Here is a 19,772-nt window from a genome sequence, read left to right as displayed (position 1 = left end):
TAGGCTCTTTTTTATTTTTGATTATCTTTAGTTTAATAACTTTTCTAAATCGATTACCTCATCCGCAATTTCCATTGCATAGGGCGAATGTGTAATCATGATTACGGATGGAACAACCTGCTGAATATATTCAAGTATATTTTTTGCAGTATCTACATCCAAGGCGGCAGTCGGTTCGTCTAGGATGATGAGCTGCGGGCGAGCTAAAAGACCTCGAAGAATGCAAATTCTTTGCTTTTCTCCTCCTGAAAAATTCTTATAAATTTCAGTTAAATCATCATCGAGCGTTAGTCGATGTTTTTTCAAAATATGTAATAGATTAAATTGATCAAGCATCTGAAGTAAGTAAGAATCTTCATATATGTGCGAGGAGTTATAAACTAAATTATCTCTAAGGGAATAAGGGAAAATAACTGGTTGCTGTGCAACGTAAACAACCTCATCAAAAATATGTTTAGAGAAATTTTGGCTAATATCAATATTCTTATAGCAAAGCTGCCCTGATTGAATCTGATAGACACCCATTAAATAATTCATTAGAGAAGTCTTTCCCAAGCCAGTTGGCCCAATCACGACATACGTTTTATTGGCTAATATTGTTAAATTAAAATGATCTACGGCTCTTTTCCCAAGTAAAAATTTAGCATTTATAAATTGAAAGAGAACGTTGGAGTCTTGAACGATAGAATGCGTATAATTTTCTTTATTGAGATTAAAGTATTTTCGATATTTTGCTAAGGCGACAAAGTTACCATTTAAACGCATCAAGCTTTGAGAAACCGCTAAAAATGGATTGGTGAGTTGAATAATATAAGTACTTATCAATACGAAAGCACCCGGTGTAAGCTGCTTTTCAGTTGAAAGAAAGACTGTAAATAACATAAAAAAGAGTAAAAACAAAAAGATCAGGAACAATTGAGAAATCATCAATAGCCCTATTTTTTTATTCCTATCTTTAGCTGTTTTGATGAATGAGTCTAATGTGGTATTAAATTTTGACAATTGAAACGGTACTGCATTTTTTACTTTAATTTCATATGAATTTGAGATCTGATGTATCAAATCGCTATTTACCTGATTATCTTGTTGATACATCGAATCAAATAAAGAACTACTTCTTTTATTTATATGAAAGGAAACTAAAAAAATAACGATAGCTACCAATAAAAAACTGATACTAAAAAGTAAGCTAATAGTTGTAAATAAAACTGCAAAGATCATAACCAATTGAAAAATGATTGGCCCCAAATGAAGCAGCAACGTTAGATTTATCTCACCAAAAGCAGAACTTCCTCTTGCAAGATCACTGATGACTGTTCCAGCTTCAATTTGATCTTGCTCATCTTTTTTAAGATTTAAATAATTTTTTAACCCCGCAAAAATTAATGCTCCTTTGAAATCAACCATCAAATAAGCACTAAAAATATTTTTCGTCCAATTACATAACTCATTTGCTAACCATGCTGCAGCATAAGCGAGTACGATTAGATATAAGAAATTAAATGGAAGTCGAATATCTAGTGGAAAGTTATATGCCTGTGCAGAGTAATCAATAATAATTTTTAATAGGTATGGCAATAATGTCGTAAAGAATGCTGTAAACATTACTAATAAAAACATGAGAAACATACTACCTTTCTGCTTCTTATAATTTTCTTTAGAAACCTGCCATAAAAATTTATAGTTTTGAATATCTTGTGAACTTAATAAGAACTTCATTTCTGTATCTTTTTTCTATTAAAACGAGTTAAAAATAATTTCATTACACACGAAATATCATAACTTGCCTTATTTATTCTTATTCGTATTTTTTGTTTAAATTGAATTCACAGGTTTTTAAGATAGGTCATATACATCATATATGCCTTCAATAAACTGCATAAATTTTAAAAACATATATTTTATTAAAAAGCTTAAATTCCAAATCAATACACCACATTACGAGTAAATTTAAGCACTTGGTTACCACTATTGATATAGGTATAAGTAACAGAACTTTCAAAAATAAAAGATGAACCAGCTGGTATTATTTTTTTGCTGTCAGTAAATTGTATGGTCAACTCACCTTCTAATACGTAAATAATTTCCTGCCATCCGTCTGCATCTGCTTCCGCCACGTAAGACTCTCCCACTGCCAAAGACCATATCCAAAGCTCAACTTGGGAACGAGATGGAACTGAAGCGAGCAAGGTTGCTTTACTTTCTTCATCTTTACCCTGCCAAGCGAGTGCATTTACTACAGCATGTTCTTTATGCTCAGGTGCACTCACAATCGTTTTAAAATCCACACCCAACACTGCTGCAATCGCATCGAGTTTGGCCAAACTAATATTGACCTGTCCAGTTTCCAAAGCAGCAATGGTTCGTCTACTCACACCTGCCTGATCTGCCAAATCTTGTTGACTCAAATCTCGCTCATCTCTTAATGAACGAATATTTGTGCCTACGTGCTGTAAAACGGTACTCGACTGGCTCATAGAATGGATTAGTAAGAAAATTTGAGCAATATATTGCACAAAATACAAGAATAGCGCAATATGTGCAGTATATTGCACAATTTAATTTAACTTGAGTATGTCACCAATTTCTCTGAGTTCAAGCAAAGCCCCACAGTTAGCCCTCATTTTGATTACGATCATTTGGGGAGGAACATTCCTTACTGTGCAGTATGCGCTGAATTTTGCATCACCTATGTTTTTTGTAGGCTGTCGTTTTGCTGTAGCAGCTCTTACTTTGCTTCTTATCTCATTAAAAAGTATGAAAGGTGTTACTTTAAAAGATTTAGGCGCTGGTAGCGCGATTGGTCTTGTGATTGCGGCAGGCTACGGCACCCAGACCATTGGCCTACAAACCATTCCGAGTAGTGAATCCGCTTTTTTAACGGCGCTATACGTTCCGCTTGTTCCTATTTTAATGTGGCTCATCTTTAGAAAAACTCCCCATATCATGACTTGGGTGGGAGCCGCTCTTGCCTTTGCTGGCCTTGTTTTATTGACGGGCAATGGTTTTGAACAAATTTCCTTAAGTTTTGGTCAGCTTTTAACAATCCTGGGTGCCTTTGCGATTGCTTTAGAAATTATTTTTATTAGCTACTTTGCTGGAAAGGTAAATTTACGCCGCGTCACAATCATTCAACTTGGTGTCGCTTCTCTACTTTCTTTCGCTATCATGCCTGTGGTGGGTGAACATACGATTCCAGCATTTTCATGGCCCCTAGTACTGATTGCTATTGCGTTAGGTTTAGCGAGTGCACTCATTCAATTTGTTATGAACTGGGCTCAACGTGTGGTTGATCCTTCACGTGCTGCAATTATTTATGCAGGCGAACCTGTTTGGGCGGGCATTATTGGCCGAATTGCAGGTGAGCGTTTGCCAATGATTGCCCTTTTTGGCGGTGCTTTAGTAGTCTTAGGCGTTTTAGTCAGTGAGTTAAAAATTAAGTTACCAATTAAAAAAGCTAAAAGAATTCGAGAATAAAAAAAGAGAGCTTAACGCTCTCTTTTTTACTATCTATCATTTTTTCTTCAATAACCTACACGGTTGGTAGTACTCAACCGTCGGCATTGGGTCATAAAATGGATGGAGCAAAGTTTTCCATTCTTGATAAGCCTCAGACTTTCTAAACCCTTCTGTATGGTTTTCAATTTCATCCCAGAAAATCATTAAAATATAATGATGTGGGTCAGTTGCATGCTTAATCAGTTGGACCGCATTAAAGCCTTCCATTGGATAAACAATATGTTTAGCCTGCTCGAATGCTTCAAGAAATGCTTCACTTTGCCCAGACTTTATACTCAAATGTACATGTTCAATAATCATAATTTATTGATACATCGGACGGTTATCATTTAGCGCAATCAAACCACGAATTGCACGATATACAATCCAGATCCACGCAGCACCAATTACGCCCACACAGAATACGGTCGATGAGATTGCAACTCCTGCAAACAAGTCGGTATTTTCACCTGTAAAGAACAAGAAAATAAACGGCAAAAAGGCAATAATATTCCAAGCGAGATACCACCAGAATGTTCTGATTTGCCATGTAAAGTGGCTCGCAAAAATCGAGCCTTGTACATCAGAACGTTTTACGTAGTTAATAATTAAAGCAATAACCGCAAGTAAGCCGCCTGTAAAAATGGCAACAATATAAAGTACATATAAAATAAGTGTTAAAGTACGATTTGGATCTTGGTCGATAGAACTATTCATTTTTATACCTCTCAAGTTTATTAAAACGATTTACTTTTATGAGCCCCGCAATACGTTTAAGGGAGAAATTAGCCACAAAATCAAAAGTAAATGAAAGAATATGGTACAAAAATAAATCTTACGAAAGGGTTGTTTTTGTGTTTTATGTCTCAGTTTTTGTTGTGCCCACCATGCAGCTGGCCAACCTCCTAAAAAGCTAACAATGTGCAATGTTTGTTCAGGTACACGGCGATTACCCAATTGTGCGGCTTCTTTATCTTGAGAATAGAGCCAATAACTTAAAGCATTCATCATTAAAATAAACAATAAGGTATAGGCGGGTAAAATATGGATAAAACTCATAATTCCCATTAAAACGAAATAAAACACGATCCCCATTTGCATTGCAGACCAAGGGTTAGCTTGAAAGGAAGATTCTGCTTTTGCAGGCTTTGACGCTTTTCGGGTTTGAGATGCTTTTAAATAGGTGACCTGCTGAGCACGAAAACGGCCTCGTTCATCGAGAATCACCCGATATTCCAGTGCACATCCAATAATTGGCCGAGGTCCGGGGCGTGCAAAATCTTTGATATGCAAAAAGACTCGCTCTTTTTCAGCATCATCCGGCTGAATAAAGCCATAACCTTTTTCGTCGAACCATTCGACTAAACGCCCCTGATCTCGCATGTTTATTCCCTTTTATGCTTTTACATGACTTAAACGGTCTTGCATCATTGCTCGCATTTCTTGCGGGTCTTTTTGCAAAATGTCATCGCCGGTACGTCCTTCTTCTTTATTTTTTTGAGCAACTTGCAAACGCATTGACCAAAAACGGCACGCTGCCATTGCCAAGAATACATCTAAACATGCAAGTTCATCTGAAGTCAGCGCACGAACTTTTTGGTATGCCGCTAAATAAGCGTCGACTTTGTCTGAGTTTAAATGCGCTGCCGGATATTCGGTACAAAAATCATTAATGGTAATCGCAATATCAAACAGCAACTCATCTTGATTTAACTCGTAAAAATCTAGAATACCTTGTAATTGCTCACCTTCAAACAAAGTATTGTCGCGGAACAAATCAGAGTGAATAAAACCTGTTGGTCGATTTGAATACTGCGCTGTTTTCGCATTAAAAGCTTGATAGACCTGCTCAAGTAAAGTTTGGTCATCTTGAGTCATGCTTGGTTTCAGCTGTTCTGCAACACCTGTCCAGTATTGATGATCACGTCGATATTCACGTTCAAGTGGAAAATCTTGTAAAGCCACATGCAGTTTCGCCTGTGCATCTGCAATCGCTGCAACTTGCGCTACTGTGGTTTGCATGGGATGGTGGCCCATTAAACGTGGTGCAATTTGTGCAGGCTTGTCTGCAATAACATGAACCGCTTGACCGCTATGTTTTAACGGCACTGCAACGGGTACATCATGTGTCCCTAATTGCTCAAGTACAGGAATAAGTTCGCCCGCCCCTTGTGCATCTAACTCTTCAAACACGGTGAGTACATATTGTTTGCGGTTTACATCAACCAAAAAATAATTGGTGTTTTGAATACCTCCCTGAATTGGGTTCAGCTCCAACACCTCTAATCCATAAGGTGCAGCAAAGGTGCGAACTTCATCTAAACTCAACGGGGTATAAACCGACATGGAAAACCTGCAAAAAACATCTGTGAAGTTTGATAGAATACCTCTTCCCTCCATGAAGGTGTAGCGCCTGTGTAGGAACTTTCACCAACGGCGATTATTTTTGGAAAAAGCTATGCTTGCTAAACGTATTATTCCTTGCCTAGACGTTGATAACGGACGCGTAGTTAAAGGCGTTCAATTCCTCGATATTCGTGATGCTGGCGACCCTGTTGAAGTGGCACGTCGCTATAACGAACAAGGTGCAGACGAAATTACTTTCTTAGACATTACCGCTACACATCATGGACGCGATACCACTTACCGTACTGTTGAGCGTATGGCCGAGACTGTATTTGTGCCATTAACTGTCGGTGGTGGTGTACGTAAGGTTGAAGATATTCGTGCGTTATTAAATGCCGGTGCAGATAAAGTGAGTATTAACTCGGCTGCCGTATTTAATCCGGAATTTGTTCAAGAAGCTTCACAGCACTTTGGCGCGCAATGTATTGTAGTTGCGATTGATGCCAAAAAAACTGGCGACAACAAATGGGAAATCTTTACTCATGGTGGCCGTAAACCAACTGGTATTGATGCCATTGAATGGGCTGTAAAAATGGCTGACTACGGTGCGGGTGAGTTGCTGATTACTAGTATGGACGCCGACGGTACTAAAGCGGGTTACGATATTGCTTTAATGCGTGCTATTAATGACCGCGTTACCATTCCAACCATTGCCTCAGGCGGTGTAGGTAACTTACAACACCTTGCAGATGGTATTTTACAAGGTGGTGCCGATGCAGTATTGGCAGCAAGTATTTTCCACTTTGGTCAATATACGATTCCGGAAGCTAAACTATATTTGGCTGAACAAGGCATCGAAATGCGCTTGTAAGCTTAATCATAATTAAAGGGGCGATATGCCCCTTTATTTTTTATGCCGCACCATCTATTTCTTTCACTTCACTAGGAAGTTCTAGTTTTTCTTTTTTCTCGACCCATTTTGCTGGAAAGATTTTTTCTACAGCTTGAGTTAACGGTTTAGCAAATAAAGTAGGCAACCGAATACCCGAAGGGTTTTGTTCTTTTAAATCTGCCGAAGACACCACTCGTGTTCCCATCACATAATCAAACCAAGGCTTGGTCACACACCAATTGGCGTCTTGATTAGAGTTCATGTGGTGGTCGTAATGCCATGGAATTTTACGCTTTGCCCATTCAGGCTCTAAATGTGCACGGCGATGAATATAATAATAATTTCCAGCACTGTACCAAGCTGCGAGTGCCATGCCTTTTGAAAATGGATAGAAAATTGCGCTTGAAACGGTTGCCACCACAGCAAGCGAAATTAACTCATTTTTAGTTCGCCAGTTTCTTACGCCCTCAACATAGCAATCATCATGAAATTGTTGTTTACGGACTTCACGATGGTGTGCCCAATGAGATTCCATGCTTTTTGGTACTGGGCTATAGCGCGGTTGTCCCACACGGTGTACACCATGCAAAATATATTTATGCGCCACCCATTCAAATGCATTCGCAACCGCAATTCCGGCAATAAACCCTTTTAACATCACCTAACTCCTTTTTCTTTTTATTCAGCATATAAAATTCGTTATGCTAGGTATTGACCAGAATTTATGGTTTCATTGACAAATCACGACAAGAAAGAGGTGGTTAGGGATGCCACAACTAAAGAATTATACAGGCTCAGTGTATGGAGGGCTGGGACATCTATTAAAAGCTTATTGCGAAGCCAATCAATTAGCTATTCCTGAACAATTAGAACAAATTCAAAATCTGGAACGCTTTGACTACGTCGTTTGGCGTGATCTATTAGAAGTGATTTATAAACTAGACCCGAAGCCGGGTTTAGGGCTAGAAATTGCCAAATATGTGCAACCCAAACACTTAGGGATTATTGCTTACCTCGCGCTCTCTTGCGACAACTTAGGTGAAGCCTTAATTCGCTATCATGATTTTCACCGTCTGATTTATGACGGGAGCCCATTAGTGGTTGAGCTACAAGGGAGATATGGTTCTATTCGCTGGGAAGCGACTGAGCTACACCCTACCCAGCTTACCGATGAAATCGCGATTGCGTTGGTGATTCAGTTCTTACGTCTTTTTATGTCTCATGAAGACGTGCATTTACATGAAGTACGTTTCTTAAATGCTGCCCCTAAAAATATTAGAGTCTACGAACAATACTTTCAATGTCCCGTTCGTTTTAGCCAACCACGTACAGAGTTACTCATTCCAATTACAGAAATTCATAAGCCGCTTAGTAGCGCCGACCATACCTTACAGCAACTATTGGTTCAGCAAGCACAAGCGCTTTTAGAGCAATTACCAAATTCGACCCAACTTGATCAGCGTTTACAGCATTCAATTTTGACTGGGCTACAAAAGAATCAATATCAAATTGAACATATTGCTGCTCAATTAGGCCTATCAGTTCGACAACTCCAACGACACTTACAACAACAAGACACCACCTTTCAGGAACGCGTTCAGCAAGTGCGCTTTATGCTTGCAACCGAATATTTAAAAGATCCGCATTTAAGCTTACAAGAGATCGCACTTTTACTTTGTTATTCAGAACAAAGTGCGTTTCAAAGAGCATTTAAACATTGGACCAATCAAACACCCCAGCAATGGAGGGATCAATTTTTAGACAAAGAATAACCAACCAAAACTTACAAATCTTTTCTTGATTAAAACAACACTGAAAACAAAAATTTCATATAGTCACATGCTTAATTTTTTGTGACATATTTCACACTAATTAAAAAATACATCAATAGATGAGTAATCACAATGAATAAATATTTTGCTGAATTCCTAGGTACGTTTTGGCTAGTCTTTGGTGGTTGTGGTAGCGCAGTATTAGCCGCAGCTTTCCCTGAACTTGGTATTGGCTTTGCAGGTGTAGCCCTTGCCTTTGGTTTAACCGTACTCACAGGTGCTTATGCTCTAGGGCATATCTCAGGCGGACATTTTAATCCCGCGGTAAGTGTTGGCCTTTGGGTCGGTGGCCGCTTCGATGTTAAAGATTTAATTCCCTATATCGTTGCTCAAGTGGTCGGTGCGACTGCTGCTGCATTTGTTCTCTATATTATTGCTCAAGGCCAAGCGGGCTTTAGCGGTGTTGGTAGTTTTGCTTCAAATGGTTTCGGAGATTTATCACCAAACAAGTTTGGCTTAGGTTCTGCTTTCATTATTGAAGTCGTTCTTACTGCTTTCTTCTTAATCATTATTTTAGGATCAACACATGGTCGTGCACCTGCTGGCTTCGCTCCTATCGCGATTGGTTTGGGCTTAACACTCATTCACTTAATCAGTATTCCAGTGACGAACACTTCGGTAAACCCTGCACGTAGTACAGGCGTTGCGTTCTTTGCTGAAACTGCTGCGTTAAGTCAATTGTGGTTGTTCTGGGTGGCACCGATTCTAGGGGCTGTGATTGGGGCAATTATTTATAAGGTAGTTGCTGGGGATAAGGATTAACTCTTCTTAGACTCAATCTACTATCGCGGTGGGTGACATGGATGTCACCTGTTGAGCAGGGGTACACGGAAGTACCCTCTGATCAACAAAAGACTTTTGCTTACTTTTGGTCTTTCAAAAGTAAGAAATGTCTATACACACTCAATAAGACGTAACGTGATACTAAAGACTGTATGGCAGCACGCCCATGTTAAATATTACGCATAGCATGCATAAATTACAAAAACGGATTATTAATTTCTTGTTCAGCTAGACGTTCAATTTTCTCAGGTAATTCTTCTTTTTCCAAAGCCGTAACCACTTCGTTTAAAAAGCTCTGCAATGCCTTTGCCTGTTCTAACCCAACTTTGTCTTTGGTAATTTGCAAGTTGCCATAAATACTGACGCAATCAACATCATTTTCTAATGTTAAATCTTCAATTGAAGAAGACTCTGTACCCTTTTCAAATGGCTTAAACATAGGTGTTGTCTCGTTGTTATATCGTCACAGTGTAATACGGTCAATTTAAAAAAAATCGATCAAAATTAAAAGAGCAGATAAAATTAAAAAAGCGCCCATCAAGATATTAAAATATTTCAAACGATTGCCCTGATTGAGCACCACTGAAAATTTATCACCACAGAACCCCCAAAAGAACAAACACGCATAGCAAGTAAAAAAGTAAATAACGATAAAGATCGGCAACGACTGCGGGTTTTCAATGCTGGTAAACATGGTAATGCCTGACACACAAGCCAACCAAGCTTTGGGATTCAGCCACTGTAACAAGAACCCATCTTTAAAATTGGGAACAATCATCTGTTCAACAGGAACACTGGAAATAGAAATATTTGCAGCAGAAAGAATAATTTTAATCCCGATATAACAAACAAATAGCGTTCCACAAACTGCAAGAATTTTTAATACAACAGGAAACTGAGTTAATAAACTCTGAAGACCAAATGCCATAAAAATTAAAAGCAAGGTAAAACCAATTGTGGCCCCTGAAATATAGGGAAGAGATCTTTTTAAACCGTGATTTAAACTGGTCGATAAAATGACAGTATTGACTGGGCCTGGGGTAATAGACATTGCAAATGAAAAAAGAAACATCGAGGCAAACATTGTTATTGTCCTTATTAAAATAGAATCTATAGACAGATCTGTCTATAGATTCTATTTTAAACAATTAGAGTATTGCAACAACAATCAAAAAAGCTGCTTATTCCATTATTTGCAAGAAATAGTTCACTAAGGCTTCTACCAGTTGTTTCACAATCGCCTTTCTGGTTTCTTCATCAATTGTTGGAACTTTTGCTTCCATTGGCTCCGAAGAACCAGTTTTTTGCTTTTTAAACTGATCTTGTAGCGCTTGAATTTGGTCAGCGCTTAGGTCTTGTTCACACTGGCTTTCACCATCCCAATGCAAATAGTCGAGCTTTTGATTTGGTTTAACTTGGCTCGCTGTTAAAGGTAGGCGATAGACATTACGCTTTTGTTGCTCAGTTAACTGCGGGAACAGGTTGACGCCTAAACGCTCCTCAAGGTAGCAAACACTCACAACCTTCACTTGTAGAGAGTTATTATTAGGTGCGTAATAAGCGCCGATCGCCCCAGTTTTTGGCATATACACCGCTTTATAAACTGCGGTTGGAACAATTACACCCTGCCCAATCGTCTTAAGACGTTTGCCTTCAAAAACAGGACCTGTCACCACATAAATATCTTGTTTTTGTTTAGTGGCAATGGCACGGGTGGCTTCTTCGAGCTTACGCCAGACTTCTTGGTTATTTTTAGGCGCTTGCGGCACCATGTTACTGAGCGAGAAACTATCAGATTGGGATTCTTTATTTGGCATATCACCATTTGGCGCCATATGCCCACGGTCATAGCCTGAACCGCGATAGTCACTTAATAGTGCCCGATGTTTTTGATCAACGCGGGTTTCTTCATGGAAGTTATCTTCACGCTTAATTTTGACACTTAAACGTTCTGCATTTAAATGCTCTGCCGACCATAACGGCGTTTTAGAAATACCTGAATACAAAACGTTAAAGCCATTAAAGCACAGTGGATAACTGTCTTTTTTTAGGCTGTCTTTATTTAAAGCAGGTGGAACTTCACGATAGAACTGATTAAGACAAGTCGAGTTAGTTGTTAAAGGTGAAAACCACTGCGAAATCTTTTCACTACCAAAAGCAATCGCAAAACTTCCCGCAGCAATACAAGCAAGAATAATCTTGCCAAAATGCTGACTTATAAAGAATGAGTTTGTACCTTTACTACGTTTTTTACTTGCCATGTTTCTATCAATACCACTGTCCACACGCAGCTTAACAATCCTGCTTTTTTAAGTATATCTCTTATCTTTCAAATGGTTAAAACATGGTCATCTTTTTTGTAACTCCATTACCCATTACGTAACAATCTGTTGGAATTATGAGAGCCTTTGGCTATTGAATTGCGCCAATTGCGTATCTTTCGTTGAAAAACACTGATTGCTTATGACATGGTTAGCTCCACAAATTTGGATAAAAATATAATCGGAGTCCACTTAATGATCCATTCAAAGATTATTGGTATTGGCGTAATCACGGGATTATGTAGTATGGCCGCTTTGGCTGAGCCAGCAGTCCAGCCAGGAGATACTTTAGAAAGTTTGTCTAAAGTAAAAGTAACCACAACCGTAAATGGCCAACCAGGCTCTATTAGCGATTTAGTCAATAGCGGACAAGTACAGCAAGTTTCTGCTGCACCAACAAATGCAGCGCCTACAGGTGCTCCTATTCCTGCGGACGTTCCACCAGCGCCTCCAGCAGGCGGTGAAATGGCGCCACCAGCAGCACCAACTGATGCAGTACCACCTGCACCGAACCAAGCGCCTCCAGCGCCACAAGCTCCGAATACTCCACCGCCTCCGGCAGATCCAAGTCAGTCGGCAGACCCGATGGCAAAAGACGGTGCTTTACCAGCAGATGCACCTATGCAACAAGCTCAATAATCCGAGCCATAAAAAAACCAAGACTGATGTCTTGGTTTTTTTATTACATCAATTTTTATATTTCGATTTGACTACCTAACTCAACCACACGGTTGGTTGGAATCTGGTAGAAGTCACTCACCGGACTGGTATTACGCTGCATAGAGATAAACAGTTTTTCTCTCCATGGAGACATACCATCGCCCACCGAATGAACAATACGATCACGGGAAATAAAGAAGCTGATGTGCATCAAGTCATATTCAAGACCGAGCTGCTCATAGGCTTGCATCAGTGCTTTTGGTACATTCATTTCATCTTTAAAACCGTAGAAGATTTTAATACGGAAGAAATGTTCAGCTAAAGTTTCTGTCGTAATACGCTCTTCTGGCGCAACAAATGGTACATCTTCAATCACTACAGTGACCAAGATATTACGCTGATGCAGTACCTTGTTGTGCTTGATGTTATGCAGCATGGCATGTGGCACAACGTTCGGTGTACCTGTCATAAAGACTGCATCACCCGGCACCCAGTGCACGCTATTACCAATACTTTTCACAAACAAATCTAGAGCCAAAGTGTCATGTTCAAGCTTAGCAAAAGTAAGCTCACGACCACGTTTCCATGTCATTAAGATGGTCACAGCAATCGCACCAATGAGTAACGGCACCCAACCGCCTGACAAGATTTTAAGTGAAGTTGCACCGACCAATACCGACTCTAAAACAAAGAACGGAATAATCAGGAGCAGCACTTTTGGCAAGCTCCACTTCCAAGCCGAGTAGATAAATACGGCAACCAAAATCGTGTCACAGAGCATGGTCAAGGTCACAGCTAAACCATACGCACTTGCAAGGTTCGAACTGCTTTTGAAGATCAAAATTAGGATAATAATTGCGATTAAAAGTAACCAGTTTAAGAAAGGAATATAAATCTGGCCTTCTTCAGATTCAGAAGTATGTTTAATACTTAAACGTGGTAAATAACCCAATTGAATCGCTTGGCGTGCAAGAGAAAACACCCCAGAAATTACAGCTTGAGAGGCAATTACCGTTGCCATGGTCGCCATAATAATCATTGGGTAAAGTGCCCATTGCGGAACCAATAAATAGAACGGGTTTTCAATTGCCGCTGGGTCTCTGAGTAATAATGCGCCCTGTCCTGCGTAGTTTAAAACCAAACACGGCAACACTACAAAGAACCAAGCCATACGAATCGGCACTGGTCCGAAATGGCCCATATCGGCATAAAGTGCTTCACCACCAGTTACCGTTAACACTACAGCACCCATCACAAAGAATGTCATGATTGGATGGTGATAGATAAACTGAATGGCCCAGTGCGGACTAAACATGCCTAACACCACAGGGGTCTGAATGACGCTATGAAGACCTAATAATCCTAAAGATAAGAACCATACCATCGTGATCGGGCCAAAAAACTTACCGACAAAGGCCGTACCGTGTTTTTGCACTAAAAACAAAGAGATGATAATGGTAATCGCAATCGGCATGATGAATGGGTCAAACACATCGGTTGCAATAGACAGGCCTTCAACAGCTGACAATACCGAAATGGCTGGGGTAATAATACCGTCACCAAAAAACAGCGATGCACCGATAAATCCAATGGCAATCATGTAGATTTTTTTGTTGTCGGCAATTTTGGCTTTACGTAAGTTCAATGCGAGTAAGGCCATGATCCCGCCTTCGCCATTGTTGTCTGCACGCATGACAATCGCGACATACTTGATGCTGATGATCAGCATTAAGCACCAAAAAATAATAGATAAAATTCCTAATACGTTTTCAGGCTGAATTCCCAACCCATGCGCTGCATGGAAGGACTCTTTCAAGGCATAGAGCGGACTTGTTCCGATATCTCCAAAGACCACTCCAAGAGCTGCCAAAGCCGTGGCAGGCAAGGTCGCTTTTTTGGCCGTATTTTGCATTGTGTAATTAAACCAATATGATTTTTAGCGCAATCTTATCACCTCTATTATTTTTTTTCTGTAATGCTCGTCTTAAATCTTGGCAGGACTCGTTTTTTTAGTTACTATCGCACGCCTTGGTGAGGTGTCCGAGTGGCTTAAGGAGCACGCCTGGAAAGTGTGTATACGTTTGCGCGTATCGAGGGTTCGAATCCCTCTCTCACCGCCAAATTTAATTTCTATGATATCTCATAGATTCCAAAAAGCTTAAATCTAAAGGATTTAGGCTTTTTTTATTGTCTTATGTTTTCCGATAATGACTATTGAATCCCGGATTGGTTGGGGGTATAACTGGGGGTATAATAAATCACCCCCATTTTTGTACCCCCAAATTTTCATGGAAACTGCCGCAATGCTTACAGATGCCCAGGTCAGAAAGATCAAACCATTAGAAAAGAAAGCAAAGTATTCTGATGAAAAAGGCATGTATCTGGAAGTTACACCATCAGGTGGAATGCATTGGCGTATGAAATTTCGCTTTCATCGCAAAGAAAATATTTTCAGTATCGGTACATATCCAGACACCACACTTGCCCAGGCAAGAAGAATCCGTGATGAAGCACGCTTAAATTTAAAAAATGGTATTAATCCGAACGAAGTAAAGAAACAAAAAAAATTACAGATAAATGAAAGTATACTTTTTAAAGCTCTTGCAATGGAATGGATGCAAGATCGTAAAGCAGTCATTAAAGAGGCTACCTACCTACGTGATTTGTCTGTTTTTGAAAAAGACCTATTTCCTACTTTAGGCAATATGCCAATTGATCAAATTAAAGGGAAAGACGTACTCGCTTGCGCTAAGAAAATTGAAGAGCGTGGAGCATTGGAAATGGCAAAACGCTCTATTCCTTTAGCTGGCCGTATTTTTCGCTTTGCGATTCGAAAAGGCATTATTGAGAATGATCCCACCCCACACTTAGGTGAGGCTCTTAAGCCACGCAAAGTAAAAAATATGGCTCGACTGGATATTTGCGAATTTCCTACTTTTCTTGAACGTATGGATCGTTACCATGGAAATCTAATCATTCGATCAGCATTACAATTGATGACTCTCACTTTTGTCAGAACAGCAGAACTTAGAATGATGGAATGGAAAGAGATTGATTATGAGAATCATTTATGGAGAATTCCAGCGCATAAAATGAAGATGGCTATGCCTCATATTGTGCCATTATCAAAACAGGCTTTAGAAATTCTGAAAAAGATTCAACCAATCACAGGCATAAAACCTTATGTTTTCTATAATTACAGTACAGCTAAGCCAATTAGTAGCAATGCTCTTTTATGTGCAATTCGTACAATGGGCTACAACGGTAAAATGACAGGACATGGATTCCGTGGACTTGCATCCACTACCCTGCATGAGCAAGGTTATATGCATGATGCGATTGAAATCCAATTAGCTCATAGAATTGGAAATGGTGTATCACAAGCCTACAACCATGCACAGCATTTAAATTATCGGGTTAAAATGATGCAAGAATGGTCTGATTTTATTGATAGTTTGAGATGCTTCACTCTTAACTAATACCAAGTAGAAAAGGGCTAAGCATCTACAGTTATTAGTTCTTACCTAAATTATTTAACCCTTTTAAGATTAAATAAATAATTTCATCAATAAACTGACTATTAACAAGCCTATAGTATTCATCTACAGTTAAACCACTTTTATTAGCTAACTTCTCAATTGTTACACCTTGGATAACTTGATATAATTCAGCATAATTAAACTCATCTGATTCTGCATAAACATAAGTCATAAAATCCTTATAATCAGAATCATTTTCTTCTTGCCACTCTTGCGTTAAAACTTCTGAAATTCTATTTGAAGCAATTGAATCACAAATATATTTTACTACTCCTCCAAAGCCACCAATCAAAAAAATAGGCTTCCCGAGCTTAGCTGCAATATAGAATTCCTCTAAGACACCTGGTATGAATCCTTTATATTTTTGTAGTTTCCCCCCTGCAAAGATCCTAATATCAGAGCTATTGATAGATTCCATCCTCATCGCACTTAAACACTTAGCAATGATATATCTGTCTTTAAGGGTTTTGACCTCTAACCATGAGCTTGAATCGATTTCTTTACTAAACTCATTAGGTAAATCATAAGTTATTTGATTTAATACTTCATAATAATCTGCCTGATAATCCAATGACTCTGGTAATAGGTGTAAAGGCCAGGCTAAATGATTTTCAACACTGAATGATTTTTTGGGAAGCCTATTCTTTAGGATACTAGCTTCTTCTAAAATGAATTCTGTAAAACCATTTGTTCTCAAATCTCCTCCATAAATAAGAATATTTTTATTTACTAATAAGTGCCTAGCAAGTTCTTGAGACAACCTTTTAAGTTCATCTGGGTGAATATGTAATTGATTAAAATCTATTTCTCCATAATCAGAAATAGAAATACCTACTCTGAAATTTTGTTCCTGTTTTTGTGTGTTAGACCATAATGGAGTAAATACATTGACTTTCAGATAGTTAACCCAATCCATTTCCTCTGCATAAATAGGGGGTTCAGGATAACAAATAGTCAACTCATCAACTTGCATTTTCTCTTTTAAATATACTATCTGTTGAATTTCAGGTGGCCTTGACAATACTATAGCGGATTTATCTATCCATCCCTGATCTTTATAATATTCTAACAATAGTTGTGAATAACAAAATCTGATAGTTTCCATTAATGCTGCTATTAAAATATTTAAGACTTCATCTTCTAGCGGAATTTCATTTGGCGCTATATGTACACATGGAACGTTGCCAGAGGGTGGGAATATTCTATCCTCATATACCTGAAGACAGTTCACAGAAATAATTGGTCTGTCATGCTTCTTTGCTTCTAATATCTCTCTTTGACACCAATAACGTGATGAATATTCATCAGTTGTAATTGAAATTAGTGTTGATTTTTTAATATGATTTATTATTTCTTCGTTAAATTTATAGCCTACAGTAATTTCAGATGCATCGAAAAAATTATTCATATTCGTGCCATCAATATACTTCTTTATTGCTCGAGCATAAACTTCACCTGTGCCACCCTTTTTAGCATGACTTAAAAAAAGTTGAATAGATGAATCAACTCCTATGCTCGAACTTTGTAAATCACTGAATCCATACCTGAATAACTCATGTGAAAGTGACAAAATAGATAGCTGATTTTTAATTTGTTTATCAAACTCGTAAGCTCTAATAAAATGTAAACCATTTAATGCACCTTCCTCTCCTGAATGCTTTAAAGCATAGCTATCTAAAGCGATTGGAACAAGATAATTAGGCTCACTATTAGATAGACTATTTAAATATTTTCTCCACTTAGAGCAAATTAGAGTATTCCTACTCAAACATATAAAAATAATATTTCTTTTTGCAATAGATATAGGAATATCATTAGGAGGGAAATCTAATGAGCTATAAAAGAAAGTTGGAATATTTAACTCACGAGAAAATGGACGATCAATATCACGAGTTAAATATTTTCTAAATATGCCACAAATATCATCAAATTGATCATTATCTTTCTGATGCCAAATAAAATGAGCTGCTAAAGGTGGATTAATATAATTACTCAACATCATATCTCCAATAAAAAAACATTAAAAATCAATTAAATTTAAATACTTTTAAAAATATTATTTTTCCTAATCACTTGAACACTCTCAGCATTTCTTTTAGCTGCAATATCCACCTTTCCTCTTTTATTAAATGATTCATTTATATAAAATTCACAATTACTAATAAAAGTAGAATATTTCACTAATGAACAATAAACTTCAGTATCATAATAATGATATCCCCCTGAATATCTATGATTTTCTCTAATAAGATATGGTAGGAGGTTATAGTAACCATCCAATTTATTTCTAGTGCTTATCCCGCAGTTACAATCAGCATGCGTGCAAGAGCTTTTCCCGAAAATTCGGTCGTATAATTCATCACGAATAACTCCAAGCAAACCTGAAGGATTATCCCCCCATAAAGAAGCTTGTATTTCAGAATTTATAAATGGACGACTATAAGTTTCTTCACCAATTAATACCAGTGTTACAGTAGAGTCCGCAATGTAATCTTGGCGTATTTTCCTCATAATGCTTTCATCACTTATTTCTGTATTGATATCCCCATCATTTACAGACTTATCAATAAAATGATCACCACCAAAAGTTGCTATGATTTCATTTTTTAAATCTTGTTCTTTGTCATGATGATAACTTATAAATGTCTTATGCATAGAAAGCATTACTCCCCCTTTAAATAAATAAAAATTAGCGCTTTTTTTAGAAAAGATTAAATATTAATTAAGAAATAATTAATATTTTTATTTCTTAAGTAGACTTGTATTTCTTGTAGAAGCCACTATTTAATAATTTATATTACAGTAATGGATCATCTAAGCGAAATGCAAAAAAAAAATATTTTTATTAGTCATGCCCATGTAGATGATGATGGTCTTCAAAAAACTAAGGACCTTGTTAAAAGTAAAGGATTTGACATTAGAGATTTTTCTATAAATGCAAATAAACCCAATAATGCAAAAGCAGAGGATTATATTAAATATCAAATCTTAGCCCCTAGAATTAAGCAATGCTCAGTCTTAATGGTTTATATCACTCCTCAAACAAAAGATAGTTATTGGGTTAACTGGGAAATCGAATATGCACAAAAGCTAGGAATTCGAATTGTGGGTGTATGGGCGCATGGTCATCAAGGTTGTGATATTCCAGAATCATTAGACAATTTTGCAGATGCAATTGTAGGCTGGAATAGCGATTGTCTCGTAAAAGCAATAACAGAAGCACCAACATTTGAGCACTACAAAGCTCCTTATGTTGCTCGACATCTATGTGGTTAATTTATGAAAATTTTTTCGTACGTCGTAGATCGAGATATAGGTTTCGCACCTAACCCTTTTTTTGATTTTTGCACCTTAGCCACATGTAAACCAGATATACGTAAATTTGCAGAGGTTGAAGATTGGGTCATTGGTACAAGTTCTACTACCATAAATAAGCCAAGGCATATAATTTTTGCAATGAAAGTTACTGAGAAAATGACTTTTAATGAATATTGGAACGACCCAAGATTTGCAAATAAAAAACCATTTCTCTTTGGTTCTCGCAAATATCAATACGGAGATAATATTTATTATCAGGAAAATGAAGAGTGGTTTCAACTACCTTCTCATCATACTGAAGAGGATGGTACTCTAAACTTATTAAATCTAAAAAAAGACACTAAATCCGAACACGTATTAATTAGTGATCATTATTATTATTTTGGCAACAATTGTATTCCCATTCCATTAGAATTAGAACAAATTATAAAGAAAAGACAAGGTCATAAATATGTAAATACAGAATTACATCAGCAATTACTTAATTTATTGAAAGAATATACTCCAGGAATTCATGGCACCCCTCTTTTATGGGAATTTTTAAGTTTAAAAAACAAGCAGCTAACTCTTACATTTTAAAGTA

The 19,772-nt window shown here is 37.8% G+C and carries 21 protein-coding genes, 1 tRNA gene and 1 pseudogene; 10 read left to right on the top strand and 13 right to left on the bottom strand.

Features of this window, described 5'->3' with window-relative positions:
* Positions 1-27 precede the first annotated feature (27 nt).
* Together WBW42_RS04770 and WBW42_RS04765 are read right to left on the bottom strand one after the other, a co-directional pair.
* A complete protein-coding gene (locus WBW42_RS04770) occupies positions 28-1,719 on the bottom strand; it encodes an ATP-binding cassette domain-containing protein (protein WP_032057218.1) in 1,692 nt (563 codons plus the stop codon).
* 206 nt (positions 1,720-1,925) lie between these two features.
* Positions 1,926-2,477: a helix-turn-helix domain-containing protein gene (locus WBW42_RS04765; protein WP_032057217.1), complete on the bottom strand. Its 552-nt coding sequence runs from the start codon at positions 2,475-2,477 to the stop codon at positions 1,926-1,928.
* Positions 2,478-2,574: 97 nt separating this feature from the next.
* On the opposite strand from WBW42_RS04765, the gene WBW42_RS04760 reads away from it, so the two are divergent.
* On the top strand, positions 2,575-3,477 hold the full coding sequence (locus tag WBW42_RS04760) for a DMT family transporter (protein WP_032057215.1): 903 nt from the start codon (positions 2,575-2,577) through the stop codon (positions 3,475-3,477).
* Between the two features lie 36 nt (positions 3,478-3,513).
* Here WBW42_RS04760 and WBW42_RS04755 read toward each other — a convergent pair whose 3' ends face one another.
* From WBW42_RS04755 to WBW42_RS04740, 4 genes are read right to left on the bottom strand one after another with little or no spacing between them, the layout of a single operon-like run.
* Entirely contained in the window at positions 3,514-3,819 is a 306-nt protein-coding gene (locus WBW42_RS04755) for an antibiotic biosynthesis monooxygenase family protein (RefSeq protein WP_005078526.1), read from the bottom strand.
* Positions 3,820-3,822: 3 nt separating this feature from the next.
* Entirely contained in the window at positions 3,823-4,215 is a 393-nt protein-coding gene (locus WBW42_RS04750; RefSeq protein WP_005300857.1) for a DUF4870 family protein, read from the bottom strand.
* Positions 4,216-4,251: 36 nt separating this feature from the next.
* The gene (locus WBW42_RS04745) at positions 4,252-4,881 is read right to left on the bottom strand and encodes a DUF1294 domain-containing protein (protein ID WP_032057214.1); all 630 of its coding nucleotides are present in this window, start codon (positions 4,879-4,881) and stop codon (positions 4,252-4,254) included.
* 12 nt (positions 4,882-4,893) lie between these two features.
* Positions 4,894-5,844, bottom strand: coding sequence for a homoserine kinase (locus WBW42_RS04740; protein ID WP_017400526.1), 951 nt, complete (start codon positions 5,842-5,844; stop codon positions 4,894-4,896).
* 112 nt (positions 5,845-5,956) lie between these two features.
* Between WBW42_RS04740 and hisF the strand changes: the two genes are divergently transcribed.
* Positions 5,957-6,715, top strand: a complete 759-nt coding sequence (hisF, locus tag WBW42_RS04735; protein ID WP_032057213.1) for an imidazole glycerol phosphate synthase subunit HisF — start codon at positions 5,957-5,959, stop codon at positions 6,713-6,715.
* Between the two features lie 40 nt (positions 6,716-6,755).
* Here hisF and WBW42_RS04730 read toward each other — a convergent pair whose 3' ends face one another.
* The gene (locus tag WBW42_RS04730) at positions 6,756-7,394 is read right to left on the bottom strand and encodes a hypothetical protein (protein WP_032057212.1); all 639 of its coding nucleotides are present in this window, start codon (positions 7,392-7,394) and stop codon (positions 6,756-6,758) included.
* Between the two features lie 109 nt (positions 7,395-7,503).
* Between WBW42_RS04730 and WBW42_RS04725 the strand changes: the two genes are divergently transcribed.
* The 3 genes and pseudogenes from WBW42_RS04725 (at position 7,504) to WBW42_RS04715 (ending at position 9,537) form a co-directional block, all read left to right on the top strand.
* On the top strand, positions 7,504-8,508 hold the full coding sequence (locus WBW42_RS04725; RefSeq protein WP_005804497.1) for an AraC family transcriptional regulator: 1,005 nt from the start codon (positions 7,504-7,506) through the stop codon (positions 8,506-8,508).
* A gap of 132 nt (positions 8,509-8,640) precedes the next feature.
* Positions 8,641-9,330 (top strand): aquaporin Z, encoded by a 690-nt coding sequence (gene aqpZ, locus WBW42_RS04720; protein ID WP_032057210.1) that lies wholly within the window; start codon positions 8,641-8,643, stop codon positions 9,328-9,330.
* A 41-nt stretch (positions 9,331-9,371) separates the two neighbouring features.
* Positions 9,372-9,537, top strand: a pseudogene (locus WBW42_RS04715) (hypothetical protein).
* Positions 9,538-9,547: 10 nt separating this feature from the next.
* Here the strand turns inward: WBW42_RS04715 and WBW42_RS04710 are convergent.
* From WBW42_RS04710 to WBW42_RS04700, 3 genes are all read right to left on the bottom strand, one after another.
* Complete coding sequence (locus WBW42_RS04710; protein WP_032057209.1) at positions 9,548-9,790, bottom strand: hypothetical protein; 243 nt, start codon at positions 9,788-9,790, stop codon at positions 9,548-9,550.
* A gap of 45 nt (positions 9,791-9,835) precedes the next feature.
* Complete coding sequence (locus tag WBW42_RS04705) at positions 9,836-10,435, bottom strand: LysE family translocator (protein ID WP_032057207.1); 600 nt, start codon at positions 10,433-10,435, stop codon at positions 9,836-9,838.
* 97 nt (positions 10,436-10,532) lie between these two features.
* Positions 10,533-11,612 carry a DNA/RNA non-specific endonuclease gene (locus WBW42_RS04700; RefSeq protein ID WP_032057206.1) on the bottom strand — a complete coding sequence of 360 codons (1,080 nt, stop codon included), beginning with the start codon at positions 11,610-11,612 and terminating at the stop codon, positions 10,533-10,535.
* A 255-nt stretch (positions 11,613-11,867) separates the two neighbouring features.
* Between WBW42_RS04700 and WBW42_RS04695 the strand changes: the two genes are divergently transcribed.
* Positions 11,868-12,311, top strand: a complete 444-nt coding sequence (locus WBW42_RS04695; RefSeq protein ID WP_032057205.1) for a hypothetical protein — start codon at positions 11,868-11,870, stop codon at positions 12,309-12,311.
* Positions 12,312-12,366: 55 nt separating this feature from the next.
* Here WBW42_RS04695 and WBW42_RS04690 read toward each other — a convergent pair whose 3' ends face one another.
* Positions 12,367-14,244, bottom strand: coding sequence for a potassium transporter Kup (locus WBW42_RS04690; RefSeq protein ID WP_002117080.1), 1,878 nt, complete (start codon positions 14,242-14,244; stop codon positions 12,367-12,369).
* Positions 14,245-14,362: 118 nt separating this feature from the next.
* Between WBW42_RS04690 and WBW42_RS04685 the strand changes: the two genes are divergently transcribed.
* Together WBW42_RS04685 and WBW42_RS04680 are read left to right on the top strand one after the other, a co-directional pair.
* A tRNA-Ser gene (locus WBW42_RS04685) sits at positions 14,363-14,452 on the top strand.
* Positions 14,453-14,635: 183 nt separating this feature from the next.
* The gene (locus WBW42_RS04680; protein ID WP_498478532.1) at positions 14,636-15,811 is read left to right on the top strand and encodes a tyrosine-type recombinase/integrase; all 1,176 of its coding nucleotides are present in this window, start codon (positions 14,636-14,638) and stop codon (positions 15,809-15,811) included.
* A 34-nt stretch (positions 15,812-15,845) separates the two neighbouring features.
* Here WBW42_RS04680 and WBW42_RS04675 read toward each other — a convergent pair whose 3' ends face one another.
* Both WBW42_RS04675 and WBW42_RS04670 read right to left on the bottom strand, forming a co-directional pair.
* Positions 15,846-17,873: a TIR domain-containing protein gene (locus WBW42_RS04675; RefSeq protein WP_498478454.1), complete on the bottom strand. Its 2,028-nt coding sequence runs from the start codon at positions 17,871-17,873 to the stop codon at positions 15,846-15,848.
* A gap of 35 nt (positions 17,874-17,908) precedes the next feature.
* Positions 17,909-18,526: a TIR domain-containing protein gene (locus WBW42_RS04670; protein WP_498478452.1), complete on the bottom strand. Its 618-nt coding sequence runs from the start codon at positions 18,524-18,526 to the stop codon at positions 17,909-17,911.
* A gap of 168 nt (positions 18,527-18,694) precedes the next feature.
* Here WBW42_RS04670 and WBW42_RS04665 point away from each other — a divergent pair, with 168 nt between their 5' ends.
* On the top strand, positions 18,695-19,147 hold the full coding sequence (locus WBW42_RS04665) for a TIR domain-containing protein (RefSeq protein WP_032000905.1): 453 nt from the start codon (positions 18,695-18,697) through the stop codon (positions 19,145-19,147).
* A 3-nt stretch (positions 19,148-19,150) separates the two neighbouring features.
* The gene (locus WBW42_RS04660) at positions 19,151-19,768 is read left to right on the top strand and encodes an Nmad2 family putative nucleotide modification protein (protein WP_498478450.1); all 618 of its coding nucleotides are present in this window, start codon (positions 19,151-19,153) and stop codon (positions 19,766-19,768) included.
* Positions 19,769-19,772 lie beyond the last annotated feature (4 nt).

This window comes from Acinetobacter sp. LT1, assembly GCF_059800965.1.
Note: the sequence above shows the minus strand (reverse complement) of the source record. Positions and strands in the feature narration are given on the sequence as shown.